Source organism: Methanococcus voltae (assembly GCF_024807655.1).
Taxonomy (GTDB): domain Archaea; phylum AGJL01; class Methanococci; order Methanococcales; family Methanococcaceae; genus Methanococcus; species Methanococcus voltae_D.
Map to the genome: position 1 here is coordinate 1 of NZ_JANUCR010000006.1, position 25,080 is coordinate 25,080.

General features: G+C 28.5%; 39 protein-coding genes. 4 read left to right on the forward strand and 35 right to left on the reverse strand.

What is annotated here, in order from left to right; translation table 11 throughout:
• The 8 genes from J3E06_RS06995 to J3E06_RS08520 form a co-directional block, all read right to left on the reverse strand.
• Positions 1–375, reverse strand: a 375-nt coding sequence (locus J3E06_RS06995) for a hypothetical protein (protein WP_259164858.1), incomplete at its 3' end; no start/stop codon positions are given.
• 101 nt (positions 376–476) lie between these two features.
• Entirely contained in the window at positions 477–671 is a 195-nt protein-coding gene (locus J3E06_RS07000; RefSeq protein ID WP_013179834.1) for a hypothetical protein, read from the reverse strand.
• A 3-nt stretch (positions 672–674) separates the two neighbouring features.
• Positions 675–1,007, reverse strand: a complete 333-nt coding sequence (locus tag J3E06_RS07005; RefSeq protein WP_013179835.1) for a hypothetical protein — start codon at positions 1,005–1,007, stop codon at positions 675–677.
• A 1-nt stretch (position 1,008) separates the two neighbouring features.
• The gene (locus J3E06_RS07010; protein ID WP_013179836.1) at positions 1,009–1,287 is read right to left on the reverse strand and encodes a hypothetical protein; all 279 of its coding nucleotides are present in this window, start codon (positions 1,285–1,287) and stop codon (positions 1,009–1,011) included.
• Positions 1,284–1,421: a hypothetical protein gene (locus tag J3E06_RS07015; protein ID WP_013179837.1), complete on the reverse strand. Its 138-nt coding sequence runs from the start codon at positions 1,419–1,421 to the stop codon at positions 1,284–1,286. Before J3E06_RS07015 ends, J3E06_RS07010 begins: the two co-directional genes overlap by 4 nt.
• A gap of 3 nt (positions 1,422–1,424) precedes the next feature.
• Entirely contained in the window at positions 1,425–1,643 is a 219-nt protein-coding gene (locus J3E06_RS07020) for a hypothetical protein (RefSeq protein ID WP_013179838.1), read from the reverse strand.
• Positions 1,640–1,861 carry a hypothetical protein gene (locus J3E06_RS07025; RefSeq protein WP_013179839.1) on the reverse strand — a complete coding sequence of 74 codons (222 nt, stop codon included), beginning with the start codon at positions 1,859–1,861 and terminating at the stop codon, positions 1,640–1,642. The genes J3E06_RS07020 and J3E06_RS07025 overlap by 4 nt, the downstream gene beginning before the upstream one ends.
• Positions 1,862–1,971: 110 nt before the next feature.
• Complete coding sequence (locus J3E06_RS08520) at positions 1,972–2,169, reverse strand: DUF2080 family transposase-associated protein (RefSeq protein ID WP_083807451.1); 198 nt, start codon at positions 2,167–2,169, stop codon at positions 1,972–1,974.
• A gap of 216 nt (positions 2,170–2,385) precedes the next feature.
• On the opposite strand from J3E06_RS08520, the gene J3E06_RS07030 reads away from it, so the two are divergent.
• Entirely contained in the window at positions 2,386–2,796 is a 411-nt protein-coding gene (locus tag J3E06_RS07030) for a MarR family winged helix-turn-helix transcriptional regulator (protein ID WP_013179841.1), read from the forward strand.
• Positions 2,797–2,994: 198 nt separating this feature from the next.
• Here J3E06_RS07030 and J3E06_RS07035 read toward each other — a convergent pair whose 3' ends face one another.
• The 23 genes from J3E06_RS07035 to J3E06_RS07145 all read right to left on the reverse strand — a co-directional run bounded on the left by J3E06_RS07035 (position 2,995) and on the right by J3E06_RS07145 (position 18,135).
• Complete coding sequence (locus J3E06_RS07035; RefSeq protein ID WP_013179842.1) at positions 2,995–3,120, reverse strand: hypothetical protein; 126 nt, start codon at positions 3,118–3,120, stop codon at positions 2,995–2,997.
• Positions 3,121–3,214: 94 nt separating this feature from the next.
• On the reverse strand, positions 3,215–3,766 hold the full coding sequence (locus tag J3E06_RS07040; protein ID WP_013179844.1) for a hypothetical protein: 552 nt from the start codon (positions 3,764–3,766) through the stop codon (positions 3,215–3,217).
• Positions 3,763–4,029, reverse strand: a complete 267-nt coding sequence (locus tag J3E06_RS07045) for a hypothetical protein (RefSeq protein ID WP_013179845.1) — start codon at positions 4,027–4,029, stop codon at positions 3,763–3,765. Before J3E06_RS07045 ends, J3E06_RS07040 begins: the two co-directional genes overlap by 4 nt.
• Positions 4,030–4,042: 13 nt before the next feature.
• On the reverse strand, positions 4,043–4,681 hold the full coding sequence (locus tag J3E06_RS07050; RefSeq protein ID WP_013179846.1) for a hypothetical protein: 639 nt from the start codon (positions 4,679–4,681) through the stop codon (positions 4,043–4,045).
• A gap of 11 nt (positions 4,682–4,692) precedes the next feature.
• Complete coding sequence (locus J3E06_RS07055; RefSeq protein WP_013179847.1) at positions 4,693–4,968, reverse strand: hypothetical protein; 276 nt, start codon at positions 4,966–4,968, stop codon at positions 4,693–4,695.
• Between the two features lie 52 nt (positions 4,969–5,020).
• Positions 5,021–6,148 (reverse strand): hypothetical protein, encoded by a 1,128-nt coding sequence (locus J3E06_RS07060; protein WP_013179848.1) that lies wholly within the window; start codon positions 6,146–6,148, stop codon positions 5,021–5,023.
• 2 nt (positions 6,149–6,150) lie between these two features.
• Entirely contained in the window at positions 6,151–6,381 is a 231-nt protein-coding gene (locus J3E06_RS07065; protein ID WP_013179849.1) for a hypothetical protein, read from the reverse strand.
• A 1-nt stretch (position 6,382) separates the two neighbouring features.
• Complete coding sequence (locus tag J3E06_RS07070) at positions 6,383–6,646, reverse strand: hypothetical protein (RefSeq protein WP_013179850.1); 264 nt, start codon at positions 6,644–6,646, stop codon at positions 6,383–6,385.
• Between the two features lie 10 nt (positions 6,647–6,656).
• Positions 6,657–7,682 carry a hypothetical protein gene (locus J3E06_RS07075; protein WP_013179851.1) on the reverse strand — a complete coding sequence of 342 codons (1,026 nt, stop codon included), beginning with the start codon at positions 7,680–7,682 and terminating at the stop codon, positions 6,657–6,659.
• Positions 7,683–7,969: 287 nt separating this feature from the next.
• Positions 7,970–8,545 (reverse strand): ATP-binding protein, encoded by a 576-nt coding sequence (locus J3E06_RS07080; RefSeq protein ID WP_013179852.1) that lies wholly within the window; start codon positions 8,543–8,545, stop codon positions 7,970–7,972.
• A complete protein-coding gene (locus J3E06_RS07085) occupies positions 8,545–8,784 on the reverse strand; it encodes a hypothetical protein (protein ID WP_013179853.1) in 240 nt (79 codons plus the stop codon). The genes J3E06_RS07080 and J3E06_RS07085 overlap by 1 nt, the downstream gene beginning before the upstream one ends.
• Positions 8,762–9,487 carry a hypothetical protein gene (locus tag J3E06_RS07090; RefSeq protein ID WP_013179854.1) on the reverse strand — a complete coding sequence of 242 codons (726 nt, stop codon included), beginning with the start codon at positions 9,485–9,487 and terminating at the stop codon, positions 8,762–8,764. Before J3E06_RS07090 ends, J3E06_RS07085 begins: the two co-directional genes overlap by 23 nt.
• Positions 9,477–9,668, reverse strand: coding sequence for a hypothetical protein (locus J3E06_RS07095; RefSeq protein WP_013179855.1), 192 nt, complete (start codon positions 9,666–9,668; stop codon positions 9,477–9,479). Before J3E06_RS07095 ends, J3E06_RS07090 begins: the two co-directional genes overlap by 11 nt.
• Before the next feature lie 420 nt (positions 9,669–10,088).
• Positions 10,089–10,679, reverse strand: a complete 591-nt coding sequence (locus tag J3E06_RS07100) for a hypothetical protein (protein ID WP_013179856.1) — start codon at positions 10,677–10,679, stop codon at positions 10,089–10,091.
• A 1-nt stretch (position 10,680) separates the two neighbouring features.
• Complete coding sequence (locus J3E06_RS07105) at positions 10,681–11,592, reverse strand: nucleotidyltransferase (RefSeq protein ID WP_013179857.1); 912 nt, start codon at positions 11,590–11,592, stop codon at positions 10,681–10,683.
• Between the two features lie 638 nt (positions 11,593–12,230).
• Positions 12,231–15,230, reverse strand: coding sequence for a hypothetical protein (locus tag J3E06_RS07110; RefSeq protein WP_013179858.1), 3,000 nt, complete (start codon positions 15,228–15,230; stop codon positions 12,231–12,233).
• A 7-nt stretch (positions 15,231–15,237) separates the two neighbouring features.
• Positions 15,238–16,191 (reverse strand): tyrosine-type recombinase/integrase, encoded by a 954-nt coding sequence (locus J3E06_RS07115; protein WP_013179859.1) that lies wholly within the window; start codon positions 16,189–16,191, stop codon positions 15,238–15,240.
• A 66-nt stretch (positions 16,192–16,257) separates the two neighbouring features.
• Entirely contained in the window at positions 16,258–16,503 is a 246-nt protein-coding gene (locus J3E06_RS07120) for a hypothetical protein (protein WP_013179860.1), read from the reverse strand.
• A gap of 1 nt (position 16,504) precedes the next feature.
• Positions 16,505–16,963: a hypothetical protein gene (locus J3E06_RS07125; RefSeq protein WP_013179861.1), complete on the reverse strand. Its 459-nt coding sequence runs from the start codon at positions 16,961–16,963 to the stop codon at positions 16,505–16,507.
• Positions 16,947–17,273, reverse strand: coding sequence for a hypothetical protein (locus J3E06_RS07130; protein ID WP_013179862.1), 327 nt, complete (start codon positions 17,271–17,273; stop codon positions 16,947–16,949). The genes J3E06_RS07125 and J3E06_RS07130 overlap by 17 nt, the downstream gene beginning before the upstream one ends.
• The gene (locus tag J3E06_RS07135; RefSeq protein WP_013179863.1) at positions 17,273–17,767 is read right to left on the reverse strand and encodes a hypothetical protein; all 495 of its coding nucleotides are present in this window, start codon (positions 17,765–17,767) and stop codon (positions 17,273–17,275) included. Before J3E06_RS07135 ends, J3E06_RS07130 begins: the two co-directional genes overlap by 1 nt.
• 1 nt (position 17,768) lies before the next feature.
• Positions 17,769–17,942: a DUF2080 family transposase-associated protein gene (locus J3E06_RS07140; protein ID WP_013179864.1), complete on the reverse strand. Its 174-nt coding sequence runs from the start codon at positions 17,940–17,942 to the stop codon at positions 17,769–17,771.
• Between the two features lies 1 nt (position 17,943).
• A complete protein-coding gene (locus J3E06_RS07145) occupies positions 17,944–18,135 on the reverse strand; it encodes a DUF2080 family transposase-associated protein (RefSeq protein ID WP_013179865.1) in 192 nt (63 codons plus the stop codon).
• A gap of 209 nt (positions 18,136–18,344) precedes the next feature.
• Between J3E06_RS07145 and J3E06_RS07150 the strand changes: the two genes are divergently transcribed.
• The 3 genes from J3E06_RS07150 (at position 18,345) to J3E06_RS07160 (ending at position 19,488) form a co-directional block, all read left to right on the forward strand.
• Positions 18,345–18,761 (forward strand): ArsR family transcriptional regulator, encoded by a 417-nt coding sequence (locus J3E06_RS07150; protein WP_013179866.1) that lies wholly within the window; start codon positions 18,345–18,347, stop codon positions 18,759–18,761.
• Between the two features lie 188 nt (positions 18,762–18,949).
• Positions 18,950–19,081, forward strand: a complete 132-nt coding sequence (locus tag J3E06_RS07155; protein WP_013179867.1) for a hypothetical protein — start codon at positions 18,950–18,952, stop codon at positions 19,079–19,081.
• Positions 19,082–19,233: 152 nt separating this feature from the next.
• Positions 19,234–19,488, forward strand: coding sequence for a hypothetical protein (locus J3E06_RS07160; protein WP_013179868.1), 255 nt, complete (start codon positions 19,234–19,236; stop codon positions 19,486–19,488).
• 22 nt (positions 19,489–19,510) lie between these two features.
• On the opposite strand, the gene J3E06_RS07165 is transcribed toward J3E06_RS07160, so the two are convergent.
• The 4 genes from J3E06_RS07165 to J3E06_RS07180 form a co-directional block, all read right to left on the reverse strand.
• A complete protein-coding gene (locus J3E06_RS07165) occupies positions 19,511–20,059 on the reverse strand; it encodes a recombinase family protein (RefSeq protein ID WP_013179869.1) in 549 nt (182 codons plus the stop codon).
• 227 nt (positions 20,060–20,286) lie between these two features.
• Positions 20,287–20,424 carry a hypothetical protein gene (locus J3E06_RS07170; RefSeq protein ID WP_013179870.1) on the reverse strand — a complete coding sequence of 46 codons (138 nt, stop codon included), beginning with the start codon at positions 20,422–20,424 and terminating at the stop codon, positions 20,287–20,289.
• Positions 20,425–20,432: 8 nt separating this feature from the next.
• Positions 20,433–21,275: a hypothetical protein gene (locus J3E06_RS07175; protein WP_013179871.1), complete on the reverse strand. Its 843-nt coding sequence runs from the start codon at positions 21,273–21,275 to the stop codon at positions 20,433–20,435.
• Between the two features lie 132 nt (positions 21,276–21,407).
• Complete coding sequence (locus J3E06_RS07180) at positions 21,408–25,073, reverse strand: hypothetical protein (protein WP_259164884.1); 3,666 nt, start codon at positions 25,071–25,073, stop codon at positions 21,408–21,410.
• Between the last annotated feature and the right edge of the window lie 7 nt (positions 25,074–25,080).

Sequence of the window (25,080 nt, forward strand, 5' to 3'; positions counted from 1 at the left end):
TTTCTTGAATGTCCAGTTTCTTTTATCATTGAAGCCCGTAAATTTGTTATTGTTATTACTTTTTTGTAACGTCGCACTTGTGCTATCGCAGTTATCAAGTAAAAGGGTTATGCCTTCTTGTGTCGTGAGGTAACCGCGTAGCGGGGCGCGCTGTATATAACCTTTATTTTCTAATTTTAAAATCAATCTGTTAAGCGTTGAGTATGATTTATCGTATTTTTTGTTATTTATGAAAGCGTCATATAGTCCCTGTGCTAAAAAATTTTTATTTTTACAAAGTTTTAATATACTTATTACTATGTTTGCATCTTCTCCAAATTCTGCAAGTTCATTGTTGATGGTTGTATGTTGGGTAGGTTCTTCTACTGAAATCATTGTTACACCAAAGTGTAAAACAAACTATTTATAGTACATTTAATAGACTATAAATCGGAAAAGCTTGTTTTACTTTTTTTATTTTTTTGAAAAATTAGTTATTAAATTGTTAATTTGTTATTTAACGCGTTTTTTATATCGTCTAAGATTGATACGATTGCCAAAGTACAAACTACAATTATATCATTCGAATTTAAGCCAACGCCCCATATTTGAGTTATTATTTTACCGCCAAGCCATAAAAACAAAAGTATTATAAATAGGGCATAAAATCTATTATTAAATATATTCTCCATTGTTTAATCCTCCTTTTTAGGTTCCCAGCTTATTATATAGAGTTTATCGGCGTTAGATGTGTATAAGGTTGATACGTCGGTTATTTTTCTTTCAAAGTATTGTACTGTTTCTTTATCCACGATACGAATAAATAAACCTTGTTTATCGTATTCGCCCATCATAAAATCATCTAATACTTTAAACCTTATATCGTTCTCATTTTCTTTAAATTCTCTTATTGTGTTGTTTTTTAGTCCTGATACTTCATTACTCCAGTTTTTATGTTCTGAATTAAATTGTACCATTTTGTACATTTCTTGTACTGGTTCGGGGTTCAATAGTCTTTTAGCTTTCATTTTATGCCTCTGTTTCGTATATTGAGCTTATAGCGTTTTTTATTTCTGTTTTTTTAAATTTAGAATTCATCATTAGCATAAATAATATATCGTTAAATGTGCTTAGTTCTGAACTTTTAACATCTGTATCAAGCTTAGAATTGTACAATATGCTTAAAAAGTCTATAAATGAATTTCTAAGTTTTTCAACTTCTAAATCTTGTTTTTTTAAATATTTTTCCGGTTCTTCTTCGGATTTGAAAGCGTTTTCAAATTCTTCATTTATTTTAAATCCTTTCATTTTTTAGCCTCTTTTAATTCTTTACTTTTAAAATTATATTCTAAGCCGTAATAATCTAACAATGATAAAATACTACGACCTAAGGCGGTATTTTTCATAAAACACTCAAAAGAAGGCGGTTTTTCTACCTTCATTTTTTAACCCCTGTAGTTTTCAAAGTCACAAAATGCGTATGTTCCGTATTCCATTGTTGCTAAATTTGGCATATCTGGCTTATAGTCACCATAATTTACAATTTTTAATATATCCATATCCACAACTTGGTTATTTTCAACCAATACGCTAATATCTGCGGTTATTCCGTCTTCAAATTCATAATTATAAATAACGTGGTGTCCGTTAGGTATTTTAATCATTTTTTAACCTCTTTTATTAATTTTATAAATTTTAAATCCTTTACATACTGTTTACGTAAATAGTATTTTAAAGCCTCTTTAAGACTTTTAAACCTGTTAGGATTAGTTTTAAGCGTATGAACGATTGGTACATCGATATTATCCTTTTTACCTAAATATTCTTTTAAATATTCTGCTGGTGTTTTGTCATTTATTGTACAATTTGCGGTTATTTTCATTTTTTAACCTCTTTTTTTAAATTTGCATAAATAAAGCTTAACATAGCAAATAATACTATAATTTTATGGTCTTGAATTTTAAGCTTACAACCGTGATTATTACTCATTTTTTAACCTCTTTTTATAAATCTTTCATATTTGGGACTATTTCGCTTAATGTTAACTTTTTTGAACTTCTTTTTAATTTCGTTGTTTTCAAGTTCTACGACCTGAATTAGAACGGATTTTCCTATAAAACCCTTGGGAACTGCTACACCTCCGCTATTTCCCCATTTTTTAACGGTTTTTTTAATTTTACTAACTTGTATGTTATCACCTTTTAATTAACTAACATAAATGTGTGTTAAAAATTTTACTACACCTTATGTATGTTTAAACATTTTAGAAATAGTATTATAAATAAGTATCTTTTTTGTGTGTTATCCAAAATTTATATAGGATAAATTAATAATACCACAAAAATTATTGTACTAATATTTATGTTAATAAAAAGATAAGGTATAATATATAGAATAGGTGAAAATATGGAGCTATCACGGTTATTATTTAAAACAAATGTTAAGGAAATTTTATGTTTATTAAATCAAGAGGGAGAACTTTATTTTTCCGAAATATCCGATAGATTATTTATACAACATGGGAGTTTAAGCAGACTTTTAAAGCTCCTATATGATGCTAAATTAATTGATAAAAGAAAAGATGAGGAAGACGAGCGGATACTCCCAAAAATGTATTATAGCATAACTCCTTTAGGTGTGCGAATACTGGAAGTATACGAGGTTTTAAATTCAATAGAAAATGAAATGAAAAGAAAAAATAAACGTAAAAATTCTAAGGAACCTCAACCAAATAATAAAAATAAAAATTCAAACAATAACATTAATATTACTAATTCTAAAAATGAAAATGTAGAAAATAATTTAACATTTCAATAATTATTATAATTATAATTTTTATAATTATATTAAATTAAATTCTAAAAAAAAAGATAAATAAATTTTAAATTAATATTATTTTTACCTTCAGTATTTACCTTCAGTATTTACCTTCAGTATTTACCTTCAGTATTTACCTTCAGTATTTACCTTCAGTATTTACCTTCAGCAAAATTTACTAAAAAAAAGATAAATAAATTATATTAATTTTGTTTGTTTTGTTTTCTTAACTTTTTTAGTACTCTTTTTAGGTTTAGTACTCTTTTTACTCTCTGTTTTAGCTTTCTTTTTATCATTGAATACATATTTAACTATTTTTATCATTCTTGAACCTCTTCCGCCGGTTCTGGTACATAGTCCGTTATAGTCCCGTCTTCATTTAATTTTTGATATTTTTCAAGTTCATAATTATAATATATCATTCTACCACATCCACAAAGCTCACTATATCCGTATTAGCAGTTATTGCCGTGCCTATCTCTTTTCTAAACGTTCCGATGGCATAAACGCTAATGTTATGACCCACTAAATAATTTATTGTTTTTGCCGAGTTTTCCGTAAGGTCTGTTTTAATCCAATTTGAAGTATCCCATTTAATTAAATCCCTTGCCCCATCGTAATTAAACGTAGCTGTATAATTTCCCTGCTCTAATATAATATATAAACCCGCTGTGGGTGCTGTATTCGTATAAACTTGTGTACCGTCTTTATATATTGTTATAGTGCCCCCTTGACTGTTTAAATATATTAAATTAATAGTATCTTGTGTTAATGTACTAATATCTGTAATGGTTCCATCGTATGGTAAACTTAATGTACTCGTTTGTGTAGTCTTAGAGCCACTATAAACAGAACCGGAACCCCTTAAACATAATATGTCGGTAGGGTATGCTCCATCTTGTGCAATAAATGAAATTTCATTAAGTGTTATTTCTTCACAAGATACACGTTTATATTTATTTATAATCATTTTAACCCCTCCACTATTCCTATTATTTTAGTTGTTATACCGTTATTTTCTTCTAAAATTGTTAATTTATCGTTTATTGTCGCTATTTCTGTATTAATTGTATTAAGTGCGTCGGGGTCTCCTGTCGACGCTTCCAATGTTGTAATTTTTGTATTAAGTGTTTCAATGTTATTATTAATATTGTTTAGTTCGGTGTTTAACGTGTTTATTTCCTCACTTGTTGGGATAGTTATAAACCCGTCGCTAAAAGTTAGTTTTAACATATCTTAAACCCCCTTATATGCTCTCTAATGTAGGTATTTTACTTAATATATTTTGTTGAGTTTCTGCAATATTATTTAATAAAGTAACAATATTGTTAAGTACATTTATTACGTCCGTGTTATCTACCGTTATGCTTGCTAAATCTGCGGTAAATTGTTTCTCATTAATTGCTGTTTTTATTTCGCTTAAATTAGTTAATACATTGAATGTATTACTTGCGTTAGCTGTTTTTAAATCATTTACTTTATCAATCAAAGAACTATCATATACATTAAGCTTACCGGCGTACATAGTAAATGGTTTATACGTTGAACCCTCCAATCCTTGCACTTTAATAACCGAAAGGTCGCCAAGTTCTGGAACTTCCATAATAGTAGGGCTTAAACTCATTCTATCATTTACGGAGCTGGTTGGCATTTGGTCGCTTGCTAATTCACGTTTTAAGTTTATCCAATCTCGATAATTTATGTTCATTAAAATGAATTCCGTAAACTCTGCGTAAATAGCCGGACTTTCTTTATACTGATATTGCTTATTATTTAAATAGTCCCGTACTCTTGCCGTTTCTTTTGCTGGGCAATATATAAAACATCCCTCTACGTTATCCAAAGGGTTAATATTGCTTAAATCACTCGTTGAGCCTGTTAACATCTTTTAACACCTCATTTATTTTTAGTAAGTATTAATTCTAAATTGTGCATTATTCGAGATTCCATAATTTGCAAATCTTCTTTTAAAGTCTTTTTATTATCTTCGTTATTTTTCTGTAATTCTTTTCTAATCTCTTTTATCTCGTGTCTAATATCTTTTATATCTTCTTTAATTTCTTTATCCTCATTTTTAAGACTATCAATGTCTTTTTTAACAAATATGAAGTCATAAACGTTAGATACTATAAGCATAAAATTAGATATTATAGTTTTATTAATATTGTACATATTCCCACCGTGTTTTATTTGTTTTAAAAAAATAAGTAAAAAATAAATTATTTTATTTTGATTTCTTTTTCTTGTTATTAGTGAAGTAGTAGACCCCACCCACCAACAACAAGAGACCCGCCCCGTACATTATGTATTTTTTTGTTGGGTCTTCTTGTGGTTCTACTTGGGGTATTGTTGAGTCTTGGGGTTGGTATGGGTCGTATCCATAACCACCGCCCCCACCCCCTGAACCTCCATAATCGGAACTATCAGAACCGCCACCCGTTAACCATTCCCAAGGGTTCGGCTGTTCGGGTTGTGTCGGTGTCGTGTTTCCCCCGCCACTCCAAGGATTAAGCCAATCAGGTACTTTAAATAATTCTTCATATAATTTTTGATTCGCTCCTTCAAAAATATTATTGGGCGTAGGTGGTTTTGTAACGTTTCGCTCGTTTGCTGTCATTCCGTCGCTATTTGACACTTTTGAGCCATTCATTAAAGTATTTGCAAGACCTAACGCACTACTTCCCGCCATCGCTACTGGGGAGACATACGGAAGTACAGACATAGCAGTTTTTACCCCTGTGTCAATTAAAGAACCTGCCGTATTTGCAATAGCTCCCGCATTTTTAGTAAGCATTGCTACCGGCGAAACATAAGATAAAGCCCCAATAGCATTGCCTAACCAGTCATTTGATTGAGCTTGTTTTGTGGTTGTAGATACTGAACCATCAGCATTTAATACAGCCATAGGCGCATATGCACTAATATTTTGCTTAGAAGTATTTGTATTTATATTGTACAATTTATCTAAATTATTGTTAGATTTTTTATTAGTATCTACATTGAAAAATACGTCTAATTTAGAACTTCCGGAAGAGCTTGACGACTTTGTAGGGTTCGGGTTGGTATAACTTCCTGATGTGCTGTTTTTCCAACCTGTTTTACTACTTGCGGACGTTGTAGGGTCATAGCCTAATTTACCACCTGACGCCCACGTTTTTTTATCATTAAGGGTTTTAAAACTTAAATTATTACTTGAGGAACTTGTTTTATTACTTGTTTTATTTTTACTTTTAGAATTTCCAGAGCTTGAAGAAGAGGAAGAGCCGGAAGAAGTCTTTTTATCTTTTGAACTTGACGAGCTTTTTATACTACCGCTTGTACATCTGCCAAAACTTGGCGGAACATATCCCATTTTTATCCTCTCCTTTTAATAATAATTAAAATTACAAATAAAAGCACCAAAGCCCCGAATAGTAATAATAAATTCTTATTTTGTTGTTTTTTCTGATATTCTAAAAGTTGTTTTCGTGTTTCTTCCTGTTGTTTTTTCTGGTCTTCGTTTCCGAGCCATTGCAAGCCTAAACCGCCCGCAGTTCCACCCACCGCAGTAAGTGCCATAATCAATGGGAGAATGGGAAGTGGCATATTATCCCCTCCTTAATAAGTACATAACCACCGCTACGATTACCAAAATGATAATAATACCCATTGGGTTAATATTGCCCTCTTGGTCAATTGGATTAACTGCTTCGGTCATTTGACTATACAAACTTTGACCCGCAATAGTACCAACAGCACCGCCCCCAACTAAAGCCCCATTTCTTATTAAATTTGGATTACGTGCGATAATTCTCGAACCTTGATTGATGGCGTTTCCAAGTTGTTTGCTTAATAAAGAGATACTAAACATAATATCACCTTTAATCGTTTGTAGCTTCGGCGGTTAACTTTTCAGACTCTAACACTTGTTTAGCTTTTGGAGTAGCCATATGCTCAATTCTAATAACTCTTAATTTGCCGTTTGTTTTGTTATGTGTCGCTATTTGGAATTGGTCCTTAGTATAAAGATATTCCTTAAATCCTAACGATTGGTTAGTTATTTCGCTCTCCATATCAATTATTACAACACCCAAAAGTGGTTTTATATCATGTTCCACTGCGTCAAGATATTTCATAGTTAGGTAATCTTGTTTATAATATTCAATAGAGTTGACTGTATCCCTGACGGCTATTTCTGAGTTAATACCGTCGCTTCTTGCCCCTGTTGTATCTACAAAGGTACAGATTAATTTATCTAATATGTTACCAATTGGAAAAGCTTGTGTATCGTCTAAATTTGTATTTTCTGATAAATTAGACGTGAAAACCGTCACTTTTGGTTCTACATAAACATCTAAACCAGTACCATATTTAAAATAATAATCGTTCATCGTTTCGAATTTATCTTTATCCAATGTAACAGTTATTTCAATATCTGAAACCGTGACCCCGTCAATAGCTCCCAAATCATAATCAACATTTAACTCCAAAGCTTGTTTTTTAAATGCTAAGATATCCCCACAATCTAAAAGTAATAGAGTTTCGAACGTTGTTTCAGTTGTACCGATTGTAAATGTATCATCAAGCGAAACCGTACCATTTACGCTTAAATTTTTACCCCTATTCATATAGTGGTTGATTTTTAAAATGTCGTTCATTCCTACCGCATAATGTGAAATAGCGTTATCACTTAATACGTTAAATTGGGAAAATATTTTACCGATTTCTTCGATTTTAACCGTTTTATTAGCCGTAGCTTTTAACTTACATCTTACTAATAATACTATTTTATCGATAACGTGTTCAGTTGGCAAATCAATTTTTTTAAGTTCTTTCGTTAACTTTTGCCCCATGACCTGCTTACCAGACGTTATGTTTAATAATTTTTTTACAGTTTTTTTATCCATGTTTCCACCTAAAAAATTTAAAATTTAAATTTAAAAATTTACAATTTACCCGCAAGAACTTTATTATATACAATTAATGCTAATACCATTCCTACGAATACAGCTATTATTAAGTCTTTGTTCATGTTTCCACCGTGTTTTATTGTGTTTTAGTTTTCAGTTACGTAACTAAGATAGTATTATGAAAGTAAAAGAATATAAACCGGAATTACAGCTTTTTAAATTTAAAAATAAAAAATAATTTAATAAAAATATAAAATTAAAATAATTTAAAATAAAAAAATAGATTAGTCATATAATTTATATAAAATTCCGTCCTTTAAAACGGTGGTAACGTATTTATTTTTAGAGTCTTTTATTAAGTCTGATACGTGTTTATTTAGTTGGTTATAAACTTTATAGTCGTTTTCCCAACCTTGTTTTTTAAGTACATGAATTGTACAAGAGGATAATATAGTTTTTGAGATTAAAGAAGCCCTTTGACCTGCTACAATTATTTTAATACCTCTTTTACGCCCTCGAATAAAAAGGCGTTCTAAACTTGGGTTTAAACTCTTTTCTCTTCCACCTTGGCTATTTATTTCATCAATAACAAATATTATATTTTTAAGATTTTTAAACACAAAATCATAAATCATATTTTGTTTTTCTTTCTCTTCGGAACCTTGCACCCTTAAAACATTATGCCGTTTAAAGTCTTCTTTTAGGTTTTTAAGGTTAGTTCTTTTAATTCCTGTAAAATCTCCCTCTATATCCATTACTAAACATTTTACATTGAGTTTATCAAATTTTTTTAATTGTTGTTTTAAGTAGTAAGTTTTACCGGTTCCGGTTCTTCCGATAACTGCGGTATGTGATACCATTATTTAATCGCCACTATGTTAATAGATTTAGAAGTTTTTAAAAGCTGTTTAATAAAATTAATAATATCTCCAATATTGCCCGCTCCTGTAAATTTAGAAAATACCCCCATTGACTCAAACATATTAACAACAGAGTCGCCAACCTCCATAAAGTCCTTAACTTCTTCTTCTGCAAACTGTTTTTTAACTTCTTTCGTTCCTTTTTCTTCGTCATACTCAATGTATACTATTTTGCTCATAGTCGCACCCCTTATATGCTTGTAATTGTTCTTTTAATGATAAATTTTTATTATTTGGTTCCGGTTCTACTGTTGGAACTTCCAAGACCTGTGGAACTGGTTCCGGTTCTTTAATTTCATTTTGGATTTTAGTTTCTATATTAGTCATAAATGTTATTAAATCCATTAAAAAAACTATTTCTTGAAGATTTGAAGCCATTCCATTTATTAGTTTTGAACGTTGGCTATATTTATCAATTAATAGTTTTAACTTTTCAGCTATTCGCTCCAATATTTTTTTATTTTCGTTTTCTATCTCTTGAGCCAATTTATTTGCTTTTTCTAAGCTTTTTAAACGATAATAGATATAAACCGTTAGTACATACGATAATAAAACCATCACGCTATCTAATTCTATGTTTATATTAGGTAATTCGTTAAATTCTTCTATTTCTTCCGGTTCTTCTTCGATATATTCGACTTTTGGAACTTCTTCCGGAATTTCTTTAATTTCTTCGGTTCGTGTTAATTCTGCGATTTCTTCCAAATCTAATAAATCCAAGTTGTTATTATCGTTTTTAATTTCTTCTATTTCTTCCGGTTCTTCTTCGATATATTCGACTTTTGGAACTTCTTCCGGAATTTCTTTAATTTCTTGTATCTCTTCCGGTTCTTCTTTTTTCCTAAATCTCCGTTTATATTTGTTAACTTGTTTATATGCCATTGTTTAACCCGATTAATTTATTTTCTGCTTTTTCATATTCTAATACTTCGTAAAATTGACTAATCATAAACTTAATAGTTTCATTGTATGAAGAAGCTTTTAAAGCTGTTTTTATAAACTTTAATTTATTGGTATCCTCTTCATTTAATCTATAGGTCTTTTTTTTGTTATCGCTATTCATAGGTACCCCCGAATTAATACTAATAATAAATAGCATACTAAAAGCATATAAACCCGAATTACAGCTTTTTAAAATTTATAGTGCTTGTGTAAATTGTTGATATATTGTTAAAAAAGCGTCATTTCTTGCCTGCTAATCCCGTTGAGCTCTGCTCAACCCGCGTTCAAATCGCGGTCTCCGCGTTTTTTCTGTTTTAAAGGATTTTTAGAAGTTTAAATTTTTGTGATTTTTAAGAAATTAACGGGATAATTTTTGTAACTATTCCGTTTTTCATATAAGAAATAAGACTATATTAGGTTTATTATTGGATTTAAAAGGCATTTTACATTTTTCGTTTTCGGAAAAGTTCACGACAGTGCAACGGGATTAAGACGAAGTTCTCACTTTTATGTCTTATAAGAAAAAATAAAACTAGTAAATTTAATATATTTTTTTTAAATTAAAATATCCCTTAGTTTGAGGTTCTCGGGAAGTATAATAAAAACCTTCAATCTTATTTTCTGAAATTATTTTTAAAGTAGTAGTACCGTCATGAAATTGCATATCTTTTAAATCATGTCTTTTATTTTTATAACCATAGTAAAGAACTTTATGAAGTATATCTTCATTTCGAACATATGCAAAAGTACTTTCCGATTCTGAGTCATTAGCTCTTAAATGGATAGATATATCATTAAAATTTTGATTTATCTCAATATTTATACTATATTCTTTACGAGAACCATTTTCTTCATAAGAGGATATACCATTTCCTTTCCATACCCCTGTAAAATTAGGTATATTAGTAATTTTACTTACTATTTTATATTTCCAAATATGATTATTCCATAACCAAGAATAAATCTTATAAACTAGGGCTAAAGATACAACTACTGTAAGACATGGTATATCCCACGATCCTATTATATATTGTACAAATTCATTTAAAATATAACTGCTAATTACACTAGCAATAACTATGTAAAAATTAACTTGAGCACGTATATTGTTAGATAATCCGTAATTATGCATATTACACCTTTTTTGTAACTTGGTTATAAATATTATTTATAAAGTTTTTACAGTCTTCAGCATCCCAAACTGTAGAATCTTTATAACTATTACCAATTAATTGAGTAATTCCATTTTGACTTTTTAAATTACTAATATCTTTAGAATCTAAATCATGTAACCAAGTAATACAATTGTAGAATGTAGTTGTTAAATCACTCTTAAAGTTAGAATCTGGGACATTAGATAATAAACATTCTATAAAATATGAAGGTACATTTTGATTTTGAGGTTCCAATATTTTATAATTTACATTTTTGAAAATCCTAACTATTTGTTTATAATTTTTCCCAATAACATCTTGATTTTTCTCCCCACCGTTTTGTTTATGTAGTTTAGGATAATTAATAACCTTATTGCCACTAAGGTCCGTAATACAAATACCTTCAATAAAATTATTTGGGTTATGGGGATAATCTTTAGAACATTTTTTATATACTCTATATTCTATACACGGTACGATATCTACATTTAGATAATGATCTGGTAAAGTTAGTTTTAAGCATTTATTTCCTTCTTTTATAGGTATACTTTTATTCAAAAAAATAGTTTTTAATGTATTTTTTAAATCAACAGCTCCTATTGAGGATTGACCAGTATTGTTATTATATACTTCTTTATCGAAATATGATAATTTAGATATATCTGCATGCCATACGTCTTTTAGCATCACTACTACATCAATATCGCTATTTTCACGAATATTAGTGTGATTAGCATAAGAACCTTGTAAAAATATATCAAGTTTCTTATTATCTAGTTCTGATTTATCGTAATTATTAGTTATAATATTTTGGATATGGCTATACGTACGTTCAGATTTTTCTAATGCACCAGTATTACTCCACGTTTTTAATTGATCATCTGAGATCATGATATATCACCTCTTTAGAATAATAATATTTTAAAATTAACATTATATATTATTACTGTATAACTGTCGGAGTATAACTACAATATTGGGTGAAGAACTTACTTCAAAAGTGTAAATTTATAGGTCTGCAAAATGTTTGTGTGTATAAAATCTCAGGTTACCAAGTTACCAAAAAAATAATACTCAAAAAGGAAGACATATAATAGGGTAATCAAAAAAATAAGCGTAAATATAAAAAATAAAATGGTAACCTAAAGGTAACTTGGCGAAGTTACCATTTTTCTTGCATACTCCTATAAGAATATTATTAACAAAAATAATAATAAATGTGAATAATTAACGATTAGTATGACGAAAAGTAAAAAAGTAACTTGGTAGGTTACTATCTAAGTTACTATACAAGTTACTAAAATAAAGACATATAATAGAGATATAATTAATATATTAATAATATAATAATATAATATAAATGGTAACCTGGTAACCTGGAATTTTTGACTTTTTGATAAAAATATATTTTAGCTATTTTATGGTAACTTGGTAACTTGGTAACTTTAACATATCCTCTAAAAATACCCTATTATTAAAAATACATTTAAATGTATTGATATATTATTTTTTTAAAAAAAAATAAATAATTATTTGATGCATACATGAACTTCTCCAACTCTTGGTTGTGAGATATAACTTTTATAGTTCAGGTTCTTTATTGCAAGTAATACTTCATTATCTTCAATCTGAATATATTCTTTTACTTTTTCTATAATAATATCTATTTTCACATTGTCATTTTCATCTACATTTTCTAAAATTGTTTCGTACACTGTTACTGTTGTATCATTATATTCTACTTCAATATTCTTACTATGTTTATTTTTAGGTTCTGCTTTTTGTAGTGGCATCCATATTGCTTTTACTTTTCCTCGTCCTTTTATTGCAGTAGTTTTATAATCCCAGTAAGCTTTTAATTTACCAACTTCAGCAACATTGTATTTATCAATATCTAAAATATCATAAGCATCTTTTGATAATACCAAGTATATTGCCCCATCCCTTTCTTTTAAATCCATACCGTGAGCTCTAAGCTGTTTTTCTATATTTGATTTTACAGTTGGTTCTGGGTCGTACATTACGTCATATATATCATAGGTTTGTCCATTTATCGTATATTTTATGTTTCTTCTTACACTTTCAATAATACATTTTCTAATTGCTTTATCTGGTGTATTGACTGCTGAATAATTTTCAACTGGATAGTCTGAACTTTGTATGTATGATTCACCAAAGTTATGGAATACTGCTCCTAAAATTGCTCTACCTATTTTAATTACATTTTCTTTGGCTTTTTCCCTATCACCTGAGAATTTTAAATTCTCGATTTGCTCGCCAATCATTCCTAAATTATCATAAATCCATCTACCCAATAGATGGATTTTATCATATAACCATCTGTATTCGTCTATTGTATTAACGGTCTTAATATCATCGATATCTACAATAATACAACGTGATATTAAAGCCATATCATTAACATTTAAATCATTAGTTGTTATTAATAATGGTCTTATGACTGAAGAACCGTTCCATTCTCCATCTCTTCTATATCTTTGAGTAACATCTTCAGCACCAGTTCCAATTCTTTTAATCATACCTTCTAACTTTTTAGGAATCTCTTTTAATTCATCAAATAACATCGGTAAATTTACCCACTGTTCTTCTTCTAATCTTATACCTGTTCCTTGTGTAACTGCTTCCCCATATTGATATTCTGAATTTAATAATAATTTGCTAAATAATAAACGAACTCTTGCAGACTTACCCTGTGCATGAAGACCTGTCACTATCAAGTTGGGGAACATATCTATTTTTCTATTTGATAAAAAATAGTATCTAAATACTGAAGCCATTGTATATTCAAGAATCCATTTACTTACATCGTCTTGTAAGTAAAGTTTCAAATGTTTTACAATGTCTTTAATATCCTCTTCAGTATATTTTTCATTAAATAGTTTAATAAAGTCCCTTTTATAATGCAACATAGCTGTTTTACGTGGTAATTCCCATTCATTAGGTAGAATGATATGACTTTTATCAAAATACCCATACGATTTAGTAACTTTCTTGCATTCGTCTACTTCAAACTTTTTGAGAATCCATTTGTAAATTAAATCGTATTCATAAAGATATTTTTGATGTCCACCATTTCCACTTTTTGCAACTTCAACAAAATCATAAAATGCGTAATCGTCAAAAATGTCTATAAATTCCTTATTTATTTCCAACTCTTTCCCCTTCAGTACATCGTGCAAGTCAAAGAAGTGTTTATTAACTAATTTTGGTTTTGTAAAGTAAGCTAATGACCTTGTTCTTACTATTTCTTCACCATCACTATTGGTTCTTCTCTCAGTTTCTTTATTAATATTGTAAATTCCTCTGAAGCATTCCATTTCTAACTTACCAACGTTTCCCAACATTAAAGCTTCTAATTCATCGACGCTCTTTTCTTCTGCATTTATCTTTTTTACGTAGTAAGCTTTTAAAGGATTTCCTTTTTTCTTATTTGCTAACCAACAGGTTGAACACTCTTGTATTGGACAATTCATACAATTTGTTGGAGCTCGTCTACTATTGAACCACTCTTCTAAACTTCTTAGTGTCAAATCCTCATTAAAGTTATTTGAGTACTCTTTAAATATGCTTAAAGTCTTTGAAACGTCTTCTCCTTGCACTTGATTAAATATCATCATAAAGAAAGCTCTTAGAAATAATTGTATATCTCGATTAGCTTCTCCATTTTTTCTAAGCTCTAAAGCTTTTTTAACACACGGTGGTACATAATCCCAGTTTATCTCTTCAATGGATTTAAAATCTCTTTCTTCATAGTTTTCATTTAAAACATTATCTTTATAGTTTACATAATTCTTAAACTGATTAATAACAGCATTATAATCATATTTAACGTCGTTTATCTCTAAAACTCTTCCTTTTTTAGAAATATATTTTTTATTATCGCTGAATGGGATTCTTAAAACTCTTGCTAAATCATAAATGTTAGAATCTCCATTCACAATATAGTTATTTTTGTTATCAAATTCAATAAGTTTCTTAAACTTTAACAGTTCTTCTTCAGTAATTGAATTTTCCAATAAATAATATAATTGTATTCCGTGACCTGTAAAGAATGAGAAAGTTGGCTTTATGGGTAAATTTAAATTTTTATAATAGTCTTCAACTAACTTGTGAGCTTCCAAGTCAGTTATCTTAGTAATATCTTTTTCTAAAAACTTTTCATCTTTTTTAGGGTCTCCATAATTAAGAACATCTTTTAAAACATCTATATCAATAGGTATTATGGATATATTATCAAATGTAGCGTCCTTAGTACCTTTATGTTCTTTTCTCAATCCAATACCATAATATACACTCATTAAATTATTAAGTGTAACACTTTCCGCTAAAAACTTTGGTAATTCATTAGGATATTTAAAATATTTTTGAACTGGTTTACCATTGCTATTAAACGCTCTAAGTTCTATAAACTTATCTTCATCTATATTTTTAGATGCTACATCAAACACAGACCTGAAGAATACATTAACTGTATTGCTTAATTCTATTTTTCTTTCTTTTTTACCCATATTACCCCTATAAGATATTTTTTATATTATTTAAACTTTCATTTGTCCTTTCTCGATTGTGTGCGTAAATCATTGTAGTTTCTACCCTATTATGTCCCATATATCTACTTACTTCATCTAAATTAACCCCTTTCGTTAGTAGATTTACACAACAACCGTGTCTTATGGAATGTAACACAATTCTCCTATTTTTAGCAAGTTTACCTTCTGCCTTCAGTTCCTTAACACAAGCGTTAAAAACTCGATATATTGCATTTCTATTTATTTGCTCACCGTTAAGCTTCTGAAATAAGTAATCATTATCATTTTTATTTCTATTCTTTGTAATAATATAGTTTAAAGCTTCTTTGGTATCATTTGCTAATATTACCCTTCTTTCGGTGTAGTTCTTGGATTTAGTTATTACAATTACTCCATTTTTACTATCGTAATCTTTCAGTCTACTATTGAGAATTTCTGAAACTCTGCATCCAGTATCCCATAAAGTTCTTAGAAGAACTGCATCCCTATCCTGGGTGTAATTATTTTTATTATAGAGTTTTTGGAATATTAAGTCCATATCTTGAGTAGTTACATAATCGTAATGCTTCTTATCGAACTTTTTAAACCGTTTACGTTCTTTACACTCTGTTTCAAATTCTTCAAAGTTATCAAACTTCATAACTTTGTAAAACATCACTAAAAGGTTATAATACCTTATTTCTGTATTTTTAGCAATCTTTCGTTCATTTGATAAATACATAAAGAACTTTCCAAAATCTAATTTTGTTAGATTTTCAGGTTTTCGTTTTAATGTTAAGTTACAATACCTAAGGAATACTTTTAGTTTAGTTACATCGATTTGAAGTGTGCTTTTAGCAATACCGTCAAGTTCACGTTCATATTTGTATCTTTCCACGTATTCCTCGATATTATACTGTTCGTTTCTATTGAATGCGATTAATCGTTTTACCTCTTTCATACTATCTCCCAAGATTAAAAAAATATATTAATAAATTGTTAATTTTTGTAAATTTTAATTAATTATTCAGTTATTACATACCCTATTCTGTAATTGTAGCTTTTTATTTGCTTTAATGAGTATATCACGTTTTGAAACAATAATATCAAATATTTTAAGTTCTTCTTTTGAATATTGGGTAAATATTTCCCTTTTTATCGTTTCTTTAACGCTTTCTTGAAATTCTTTGTAATCTTCATCATCTTCTAAATCTAAATAATCTATAAAATCCTGTTCCGATTCCTTATACTCTATTACAGTATCTACAATCATATTAAGCCTCTAAAATAAAATCGCTATTATTTACATCGTTTGTTGATACAATTAACTCGATAACTTCATTTTTTGAGTTAGATTTATAACCAAAGTTACTACCCATTTCTAAATGAATCCCTAAATTTTTAGCTAATAAATTAACTTCTTCTTGGGTAATTCGTGGGATTTTGCACCATTCGTCGTACATTTCCTTTTCATATTTTGAAGGTCTAATATCGTAAGTATTTTCATACCAAACCCAGCCTTCAGGTTTTGTATCATTAATATTCAGCGCATAAACTGAAAAAGTGTTCATAAAATCATTTATTTTCATATCAATTTCTTGTTTAGGAATTTGTGGCAAATATTTTTCTACAAATTTTACTAATTCTCTTCCTACTCGTAACTTCTTAGATACATGTTCTGTTAACAATTTTTGAGATTCTGAACCTTCTATTACTTTATATCGTTTTATCATTTTCAGCCACCTCTTGCGGTTCTTCTGTAAATAACGCTAAGCTATCAATACTCCAACCTTTTACATTATTTGTAGCTACTTCTTGGACTTCCCACATCGGTTCGTCATTGTCAGGGTAGCTAATTACTGTTATAGGGAACCATTTACAGAGTTTTATCGTATTTATTAAAATACTATCTTTTAAGAAGTCTATTGTAGTTATTTCCCCTTTTTGAGATACGTTAACTTCTAAATTTGCCCTTTTACTAAATTTAATAGCTTTTATAATAATTTTATTAATTTCTTCTTCCCTTTGTTCAAGCTTTTTCATTACCTCACCTTTATTCCTAATCTTTTTCCTACTGCAACTATTTCCGATTTGTAAATCTTAAAAAACCTGTCGTCTAACTTTTTAGGTACTCTAAAATAATAAACGCCGTCTTCAATGAGGATAGTTTGTTCGTATACTAAGTCTTCGGGAATATTTGCATCTTTATAATTCTTTTCTTTTTCTTCATTTGATGGGATTGAATTTTCTATCTTTTTTAATTCTTTTTTGGTTTCTTCAGTTGTAGCTACTAACATATCATTTTCTATTTTAAAGCCATCTGGACACGTGAAATCATTATTATATACTCTAAATCCGTGCCAACACCATTGGCTAAATATTTTGTATACATCTGGTTTCACGTGCTTTGGAACCAATCCTTTTAAGTGCTTTTTAATTACGTAATTTATATTTCCTAAAAACTCATTATCAAGTTTTTTATTCTCTTCAACTGCTTTTATAACTCCTTCATCTTCAGTTTTATAATTGTAAATCATTTTAAACCTCCAATTCATAACCTAAGTTTATTAAGTCATTTTTTAACTTTTTAAGTTCGTTTTCATCTTCTAAAATAATTCCTATGCCTAATTTACCTAAATATTTACGAGATATTGCAATTTCTGCCCCGTTGCCCCTTGGTTTTATAAGTCTCTCTTTTGTTATTATTACCATTTTAAGCCTCTTCGGGTTCTTTTTCAACTAAAGACTCGATAATTCTATCTTTAAGGTATTGATTATCAGGTAATACGATTAAAATCGCTTCTTTATCAATTTCAGATTTTGGCATTGAAAATCTTGCAGAATTACCGTGTTGAGCAATTACTCCCCAGTAAACGTTAGCATCAATTTTTGATGTACTTGCCATTTTTTCACCTTTTATATATTTGTTATTTTTAACAAATTAATGGTTATATTTTACCACTAATTATATGTTTAATTATACGTCCTATATATAACTTTCTAAAAAATACCATTAATTGTTAAATAATCAAATGAATTGATTAAAATAACAATAATTTGTTAAATATTATTAGTACGAAAAATATAGTATTAAGGATTATTTGAGGGATTAATTTGTTATTAAAAATATTGACTAAAAAAAGTGTCAAAGAAATTTTATATTTAATAAATGATAATGAAGAAATGTATTGGGGACAAATTCAAGAATTATTAGGGGTAGATGGAAGTAATCTAAGTAAAGTACTTTCATTATTGGTTAAAAATGGCATACTATCTAAAAGAAGAATATTAAAAGGCGATAGTATGCCCTATTCATATTTTAAATTAACTAAAAAAGGTAAAACTGCACTTAAACTTTATGAAATTGGCGAGCTATTAGACGATAATCAAGATATAAAAATAGCCGTTTCAAACGCTGATGATGACGATTTATCAGATAATAAAAATAGTTCTATTTCAAATTCATATAATAACGTAGGAACTGAAAGCGTAATAGTTACAAACTCTAAAAACATAAATGTAAAAAAATAATTTCATCTTTTTTATAAATCTTAATTTAAATTTTAAATATTTTTTATTGCTAATTGTTGGGTTCCTATCCTCATTATATTTTTAATTCTAACTTATTATATAAAACTCTTTCTATTGGGATTATTTCGAAATTAATTAATATATGTTACAACACTTTTTTATTATTTATCATTAAAAGAGGGGATAAAATGAAAGAACCTAAAAGACCTACTATAAAAAAACCTAAAAGTCCATTAGATGGACCTAAAACAGCGAAAGGATTTAGAAACAAGTTATTAACTGGTGATGGAAGAAAAAACCCCAAATTACCTAAAATTTAAGTGATAATATGCAAAATAAAATTAACAATATCATAATAACTACAATATCCATATTAGTTGGAGTATATGTGGTATATCACGTAGCAACTACCTTATTTTTCCATTAATATTATGTTAAAAATAATTAATATTAATTAAAAAGAGGTTTTAATATGACTGAAGAATCTAATAAATTTGATAAAGGGTTTACTTATAGTATTATTAAGCGTTATACATCTAACATAGAAGGTCTTTACAATTTTGCATCAAAAAGACATACAATTGTTAAATATTTGATTTATATATTTTTAATACTATTTTCTATTGAAGGTATTATTATATTTGCAATTTCATTGGTAGTTTATATTTTTTGGTTATTGGCTATAATTGTCATCATTTTAAGGTCTATTGTAGGACCCTTTATATAACTAAAATGTATCTTTCTTTTTATTATTTTTCCAAATATCTATACAAAGTAGTTTTACTTACCCCAGTAATCTCTTTTATTTCTTTTAATGTACATTCACCCGAATTATAAAGTTTAATGGCCATTTCTACCTTACCTAAATCAACCTTCGGACGACCCCCAACTCTACCACGTGAACGTGCAACATCTAAACCGTTTTTAGTTCTTTCTTTTATTAATTTACGTTCAAATTCTGCCAAAGCGGAAAATATATTAAACATTAACTCACCCTGTGCAGTTGTTGTATCAATCCAAGCTTCTTTTAAACTTTTTAATTGAACACCTTTTGATTTAAAAAGCTCCATCGTAGTAATTAAATCTTTCATACTACGAGATAAACGAGTTAAATCAGAAACTACAACAATATCATTCTCCCTAATAGTTTCCATCATTTTATTGAATTCTGGACGTTCTGATTTACCTCCAGAAATCTTTTCAAAATAGATTTTTTCACAACCTACTTTTTTAAGTTCTTCAATATACTTTTCAATATTCTGTTCCTTGGTTGAAACTCTTGCATAACCAATTTTCATTTACTCACCCATTAATTAAAAAAATAAAATAAAAAAGATTCCCAAAACTCATAAAATTATTTACTAAAAATACTTTGATTTTGGCACGAGTTTTGGAACTGATTTTTAAACAAAAAATAACAATAATTTATAAAATAAAAATATTCCCAATAACGGTCGTTATTGGTACTAAAAAAATTATAATAAATTTTAATATAATTAAAAAATAAATGTATAAAATATTTTATTCAATAACGTATTTCAGTACTTTCCAACTTTTCAAACTCATCACGAGTCATCCCATATTTTTTTTTAAATTCTGCATCTGATTCTTCAATAAATAAATCTTTAAGTTTTTTTATACATTTTCTTTTTTCCTCATCCATAAAATCCCTCATTTTTTCTTAGTAGTATTTCTATTATTTTTACTATTTTTACCTTTTGATTTAACTTTTGAGGGAGTTTTAATATATTTACTTGTAACTTTTTTATCCACTTCTTTTAACCCTTTAATAAAATCTTTTTCTTGATTTTTAAAAATATTATAAAATGATTTACCTTTTTTTATTTTATTTTTATTAATTAATAATGTACCAAACCAGTCTGCAAATATTTCTTCATTAGATTGTCGGTAGTCTCTTTCATCCTTCCTTTTTTTATAACTTTTATTATTTTCACAAGTATAGGGATATATCTTTTTAGTTATTTTAATTACTTCATTTCTTAATTTTAATGGATTATTTCCTATTTTTCCAAAAAGATAATTCCCATCGGATATGTAATTTGATTTTATATTCCTATCATAAGCGTGTCCTAATTCGTGAGCAAAAGTTTTTTCAAATTCTACATCATCAATATTTTTATTAATATGTATAAATCCCTGTTTTGGAACTTCTTTTATATCATTGTTCCATTCAAAATATCCATATCTACCATCCTTTTTACCCTGCATTGCTTGGAGTTTTGGCTCACCAACATATTTATGAGTATAAAATAATCTTTTATTCATTAGTTCGGGCGGTTGTGTATCGACCCCCCTAATATCATACGCTTTCGGATTCTTTTTCCATTCATCAAGCTGTTTTTTATTTCCTTTTTTAATAACTCTTTTAGTGGTTAGTAAGTCTTTATGTTGATTATCTACAGACATACTGTGAAATATCCTTAATAATTTCTTTTTATCTTCTTTATTAGGAGTATATTCTTCATTAGATTTAGTTTTTTTAGTTCGTGCCAAGTAATCACCGTTTGATAATAAATTAATTAAATAAAAATAGTACTTGTAATAATTGTAATTGCAATAAAAGTTATAATTTGAACTATTTCCATAGTTTCACCTTAAAATAAAATGTAAAAAAATATTAATTAATTATAATATGTCCTTTAAATCAAACTCCCATTTTTTGGATTTTTTCTTTGTATTTCCATTAAATAAGTTATTCAGCATTGGTGAATCGCTTCCTTTTCCTTTCTTCCCTTTTTTAACTTTTTTTGGTTTAGGTTTTGGAGGGATTGGTTTAGGCGGTTCAGGTTCTGGGATTGTAGGATAAGGTGCTGTCAACCCAGTGGCTCCAAAACCTGAAAATAATAAACTCTTTTGTTTACTTTTTGTTTTTTGCAATGATATGGTTTTTGTACCTAGAATTTCCCCTACTTTTAAATTATTTGTAATATCTTGATTAAATGGATTATTTGTGAGAGTGCCAGTTTCTGAATTAGTTTTTAAATTATTTTCTGTAAATATTCCAACTTTGTTCTGATTCTTATTATTGTTCTGATTCTTATTATTGTTCTGATTCTTATTATTGTTCTGATTCTTATTATTGTTCTGATTCTTATTATTGTTCTGATTCTTAGCTCCTACTTTATTCGTAGTTACATCTTGCTTTGAAGTTTTAGTACTTGATTTATTCCTATTATTTCCTTTTTTAGTCGTTTTTCTACTATTTTTACTAACTACTTTACTATTTCCTTTTTTAGAAGCTTCCATATCATCAAAGATAGAAAAATCTGTTTTATCCCTCAAATTTTTTCTTTTGCTTTTGGAGGGATTTGTTTTATATTTACTCGGTGCTTTTGGACCTTTCCCTTTTAAACCAATTATTTCTTGAAACTCCATAACATTGGTGAATTCGCCGAATGGAGATTCTTTTAAATAACCACTATCTTTTACATTTATTTCATGTGTTGACCTGCTAAATTTACCATTTTCTTTTAAGTTTTTAGTCTTTTGTAATGATGTAGAACGATGACCTGTGCCCGTTTCTTTTTCAATAATACTATTACTCTTAAAAAATGTATTATCGGGCATTTCATTTATTTTGATTTCAGAAAACGGTTTATCACCAAATATAAAATTATCATTATAGCTTTTAATTTCAGAAAGCGGTTCAATATTCTTAATTGATTTTAAATCCATTACTATTTCAGATTCTGCATTATAGATGTTGGAATATTCTCGATTGTTTAAATCTTTTGCGTTAATTCCTTTTTTATATCTTGTTCCTTTTGAACCTACGCCATATTCTTCAAAAAAGTTAGTTCTTCCATAGTCTGCAGTACCATCGATTTTTTTAACATCATGCCATTTTTTAGTATATTTATTATAATATAAATTCCTTGTAGCACTAAAACTATTTTCATTATCAAATATGTTGAAATATTCATTATATGCTGTATTAAAATCATTATTTAACATATCTTTTCTATATTTGCTATTTTTAGTATTTTTTTCTAAAATATTACGTGTTCCACCATCAACCATATTATGTTTTGAAGTTCTTTTTGAATTGCTACCTTTTCCAAAAGTAGTATCATACACTTTACCATATAATGAATTATCTAAGTATCGACCTGAAAAGAAATTATCGCCAAAACTAATTTTAGAATTTAAATTCGTTGCAAAATTTGCTTTTGTAAAATCAAAAAAAGCTTCTGCTTTTCCAATATTTACATTAACTTCCCAGTTTTGTATCTTTGGATAGGAAGTTTTAGTTATTTCAAAATTGTTAGTTTTAATGTTAAAAGAGTCACTTTTTATAGTATTTTTTAGATTAACAAATCCATTATATTCGTTTTTTAATATATTTTTTCCAGAATTTATAGCCCCTTTTGGATTCCTTGCTATATTAATTCCTTTGGCAGTCATTGATTTACCCGTAGATAATCCCGATTTTATACTACCCACACCACCTTTTGCACCAAGAAGCATAATGGGTAAATTCATCATATCTGCAACGTTTTCAGCAGTATAGTCCCCCTGTATAGCTTTACCCCACGGCGTAACCGTTCCGTGATACATTCCATCAACGGTATAGCTTGCAAATTCATTAGACAAATTCCCAAAAGTTTTATCACCTGTGGCATATTTACAGGCTTCAACACCACCTGTTACCCCAATACTTCCAATAAAATCAGCTATACCACCCATTACATTACTGGTTACCCTTCTTCCAAATACTACTGGTGCAGTCTCATATAATGGATTTTTTGTAATATCGTTGTCAAAATGTCCCATGGCTGTGGTAGCCTGAGTAATTACAGGTACATTGTATATAAACGTTGGTAGAGCCGTATATATTGTTGCTTTAGCTCCTGCTTCATCGCCCCACTTAGATATTTCATTCACAGCCCAATTGACACCAATATTCTCTTTATACCAATCTAAAGTGTCAAATTCTGGTTTATTGGATTCTTCTAAAAACTTAGGTGGATTAGCATACTTTGCAACGTTATAAGATACATTAAAAGAATTTGGTGTATCGCTACCTTGTATATTATACGTTATCCCTTTATTTTTTAAAATAACTTTTTCATTTGAAGTTAAATCTTTTAAATCATTAATATTTATATTTCCATTTTGTATTTTATTTGTATCAACAGTTTTTAAAAAATCAATTTCTCCGTCGTTATTAATACTGTATAAAACAGTTTTACCATTATCTAATTTCTTTTTAGATGCACCTAATTCATTTATTGAAATTACATTCTTTTGAACTTGTTGACCAATGTTAAATGAATTATCTGCATTTTTAGTAATATTAACAACCTGTTCATTTCCATTTATATCCGTAAAATTAATTTTATTTTCTTTTAAATAAACTTCATTTTTATCTAAAATTATCCGAGTAGTTCCCCCATTAGTTTTATATTGTTGAATACTGCCTTTATTATAAACCCCTATCAAATTCCCTTTTTTATCGTAAACTACTTCATAATCAGAACCAGCATGAATTTCAACTTTATTAATATCATATGTATTTCTTTCATGAGTGGTTCGAGTAATATTTGGAGGTTTTGCATTATAGTTACCATGCCCATCGTTATAATACACTCGCCCATAATGAATTTCATCAGGATCTTTTTGTTGAACTGCACTTTTTCTAACTAATATATTTCCATCTTTAACAACTACATCATTTTTATTAAGCGTTATTCTTGAGTCCGTGTTTCTATCAATAATTGTTACTTTACCGTCATTTAATTCACTTCTTGAATAATTATTTACATTACCTATGGTATTATAAGTTGAACTATCGTTTTGGGTTGCAATACTTCTATTACTTAGTTTATTACCTTTTTTATCATATATGCCAAGTACTCGCCCTGATTCGTCAGCCATATAATTGCAATTGTTTTTAATATAAGGACTTAATTCACTCTTATCTTTACCAATATATTGGTCATAACCTTTTGAGTAGTAATTATCGGGTTTTTCAATGTTTGAATTATTACTTGAACCACTGCCTGAAGAACCGCCTGAACTACTTTTCCACCCCCCAGGTTCTGAAGGTTTAACTTTTGGGTCATAACCTAGTGAATCACCATTACCATTATGATATTTTTTAGCATCTTCATTATTTTTAAAATATAAATCCTGACTCTTAGATTTAGAACTACTACCTGAACCTGAAGAACCGCCACCACCTGAAGAACTGCTTGAACTACTTTTAGAACCTGAATTAAAATGTTCACTTCCTTCCCCATCACTATGCACCCATTTCCCAGAACCTGTTCTTCCAAAACTTCCTCCCATATTATCA

Bases quoted from the DNA above. Each gene is read 5' to 3' on its own strand.
- J3E06_RS07035 (WP_013179842.1), bottom strand. From the start codon at position 3,120: ATGATAAAAATAGTTAAATATGTATTCAATGATAAAAAGAAAGCTAAA.
- J3E06_RS07180 (WP_259164884.1), bottom strand. From the start codon at position 25,073: ATGGGAGGAAGTTTTGGAAGAACAGGTTCTGGGAAATGGGTGCATAGT.
- J3E06_RS07085 (WP_013179853.1), bottom strand. From the start codon at position 8,784: ATGAGCAAAATAGTATACATTGAGTATGACGAAGAAAAAGGAACGAAA.
- J3E06_RS07030 (WP_013179841.1), top strand. From the start codon at position 2,386: ATGGAGCTATCACGGTTATTATTTAAAACAAATGTTAAGGAAATTTTA.
- J3E06_RS07065 (WP_013179849.1), bottom strand. From the start codon at position 6,381: ATGCCACTTCCCATTCTCCCATTGATTATGGCACTTACTGCGGTGGGT.
- J3E06_RS07110 (WP_013179858.1), bottom strand. From the start codon at position 15,230: ATGGGTAAAAAAGAAAGAAAAATAGAATTAAGCAATACAGTTAATGTA.
- J3E06_RS07075 (WP_013179851.1), bottom strand. From the start codon at position 7,682: ATGGATAAAAAAACTGTAAAAAAATTATTAAACATAACGTCTGGTAAG.
- J3E06_RS07120 (WP_013179860.1), bottom strand. From the start codon at position 16,503: ATGATTGTAGATACTGTAATAGAGTATAAGGAATCGGAACAGGATTTT.
- J3E06_RS07020 (WP_013179838.1), bottom strand. From the start codon at position 1,643: ATGATTAAAATACCTAACGGACACCACGTTATTTATAATTATGAATTT.
- J3E06_RS07155 (WP_013179867.1), top strand. From the start codon at position 18,950: ATGAAAGAACCTAAAAGACCTACTATAAAAAAACCTAAAAGTCCATTA.
- J3E06_RS07105 (WP_013179857.1), bottom strand. From the start codon at position 11,592: ATGATCTCAGATGATCAATTAAAAACGTGGAGTAATACTGGTGCATTA.
- J3E06_RS07050 (WP_013179846.1), bottom strand. From the start codon at position 4,681: ATGTTAACAGGCTCAACGAGTGATTTAAGCAATATTAACCCTTTGGAT.
- J3E06_RS07135 (WP_013179863.1), bottom strand. From the start codon at position 17,767: ATGATTTACAATTATAAAACTGAAGATGAAGGAGTTATAAAAGCAGTT.
- J3E06_RS07015 (WP_013179837.1), bottom strand. From the start codon at position 1,421: ATGAAGGTAGAAAAACCGCCTTCTTTTGAGTGTTTTATGAAAAATACC.
- J3E06_RS07130 (WP_013179862.1), bottom strand. From the start codon at position 17,273: ATGAAAAAGCTTGAACAAAGGGAAGAAGAAATTAATAAAATTATTATA.
- J3E06_RS07160 (WP_013179868.1), top strand. From the start codon at position 19,234: ATGACTGAAGAATCTAATAAATTTGATAAAGGGTTTACTTATAGTATT.
- J3E06_RS07005 (WP_013179835.1), bottom strand. From the start codon at position 1,007: ATGAAAGCTAAAAGACTATTGAACCCCGAACCAGTACAAGAAATGTAC.
- J3E06_RS07095 (WP_013179855.1), bottom strand. From the start codon at position 9,668: ATGAATAGCGATAACAAAAAAAAGACCTATAGATTAAATGAAGAGGAT.
- J3E06_RS07055 (WP_013179847.1), bottom strand. From the start codon at position 4,968: ATGTACAATATTAATAAAACTATAATATCTAATTTTATGCTTATAGTA.
- J3E06_RS07170 (WP_013179870.1), bottom strand. From the start codon at position 20,424: ATGGATGAGGAAAAAAGAAAATGTATAAAAAAACTTAAAGATTTATTT.
- J3E06_RS07100 (WP_013179856.1), bottom strand. From the start codon at position 10,679: ATGCATAATTACGGATTATCTAACAATATACGTGCTCAAGTTAATTTT.
- J3E06_RS07165 (WP_013179869.1), bottom strand. From the start codon at position 20,059: ATGAAAATTGGTTATGCAAGAGTTTCAACCAAGGAACAGAATATTGAA.
- J3E06_RS07125 (WP_013179861.1), bottom strand. From the start codon at position 16,963: ATGATAAAACGATATAAAGTAATAGAAGGTTCAGAATCTCAAAAATTG.
- J3E06_RS07025 (WP_013179839.1), bottom strand. From the start codon at position 1,861: ATGAAAATAACCGCAAATTGTACAATAAATGACAAAACACCAGCAGAA.
- J3E06_RS07010 (WP_013179836.1), bottom strand. From the start codon at position 1,287: ATGAAAGGATTTAAAATAAATGAAGAATTTGAAAACGCTTTCAAATCC.
- J3E06_RS07080 (WP_013179852.1), bottom strand. From the start codon at position 8,545: ATGGTATCACATACCGCAGTTATCGGAAGAACCGGAACCGGTAAAACT.
- J3E06_RS07115 (WP_013179859.1), bottom strand. From the start codon at position 16,191: ATGAAAGAGGTAAAACGATTAATCGCATTCAATAGAAACGAACAGTAT.
- J3E06_RS07060 (WP_013179848.1), bottom strand. From the start codon at position 6,148: ATGGGATATGTTCCGCCAAGTTTTGGCAGATGTACAAGCGGTAGTATA.
- J3E06_RS07140 (WP_013179864.1), bottom strand. From the start codon at position 17,942: ATGGTAATAATAACAAAAGAGAGACTTATAAAACCAAGGGGCAACGGG.
- J3E06_RS07070 (WP_013179850.1), bottom strand. From the start codon at position 6,646: ATGTTTAGTATCTCTTTATTAAGCAAACAACTTGGAAACGCCATCAAT.
- J3E06_RS07040 (WP_013179844.1), bottom strand. From the start codon at position 3,766: ATGATTATAAATAAATATAAACGTGTATCTTGTGAAGAAATAACACTT.
- J3E06_RS07090 (WP_013179854.1), bottom strand. From the start codon at position 9,487: ATGGCATATAAACAAGTTAACAAATATAAACGGAGATTTAGGAAAAAA.
- J3E06_RS07000 (WP_013179834.1), bottom strand. From the start codon at position 671: ATGGAGAATATATTTAATAATAGATTTTATGCCCTATTTATAATACTT.
- J3E06_RS07145 (WP_013179865.1), bottom strand. From the start codon at position 18,135: ATGGCAAGTACATCAAAAATTGATGCTAACGTTTACTGGGGAGTAATT.
- J3E06_RS07045 (WP_013179845.1), bottom strand. From the start codon at position 4,029: ATGTTAAAACTAACTTTTAGCGACGGGTTTATAACTATCCCAACAAGT.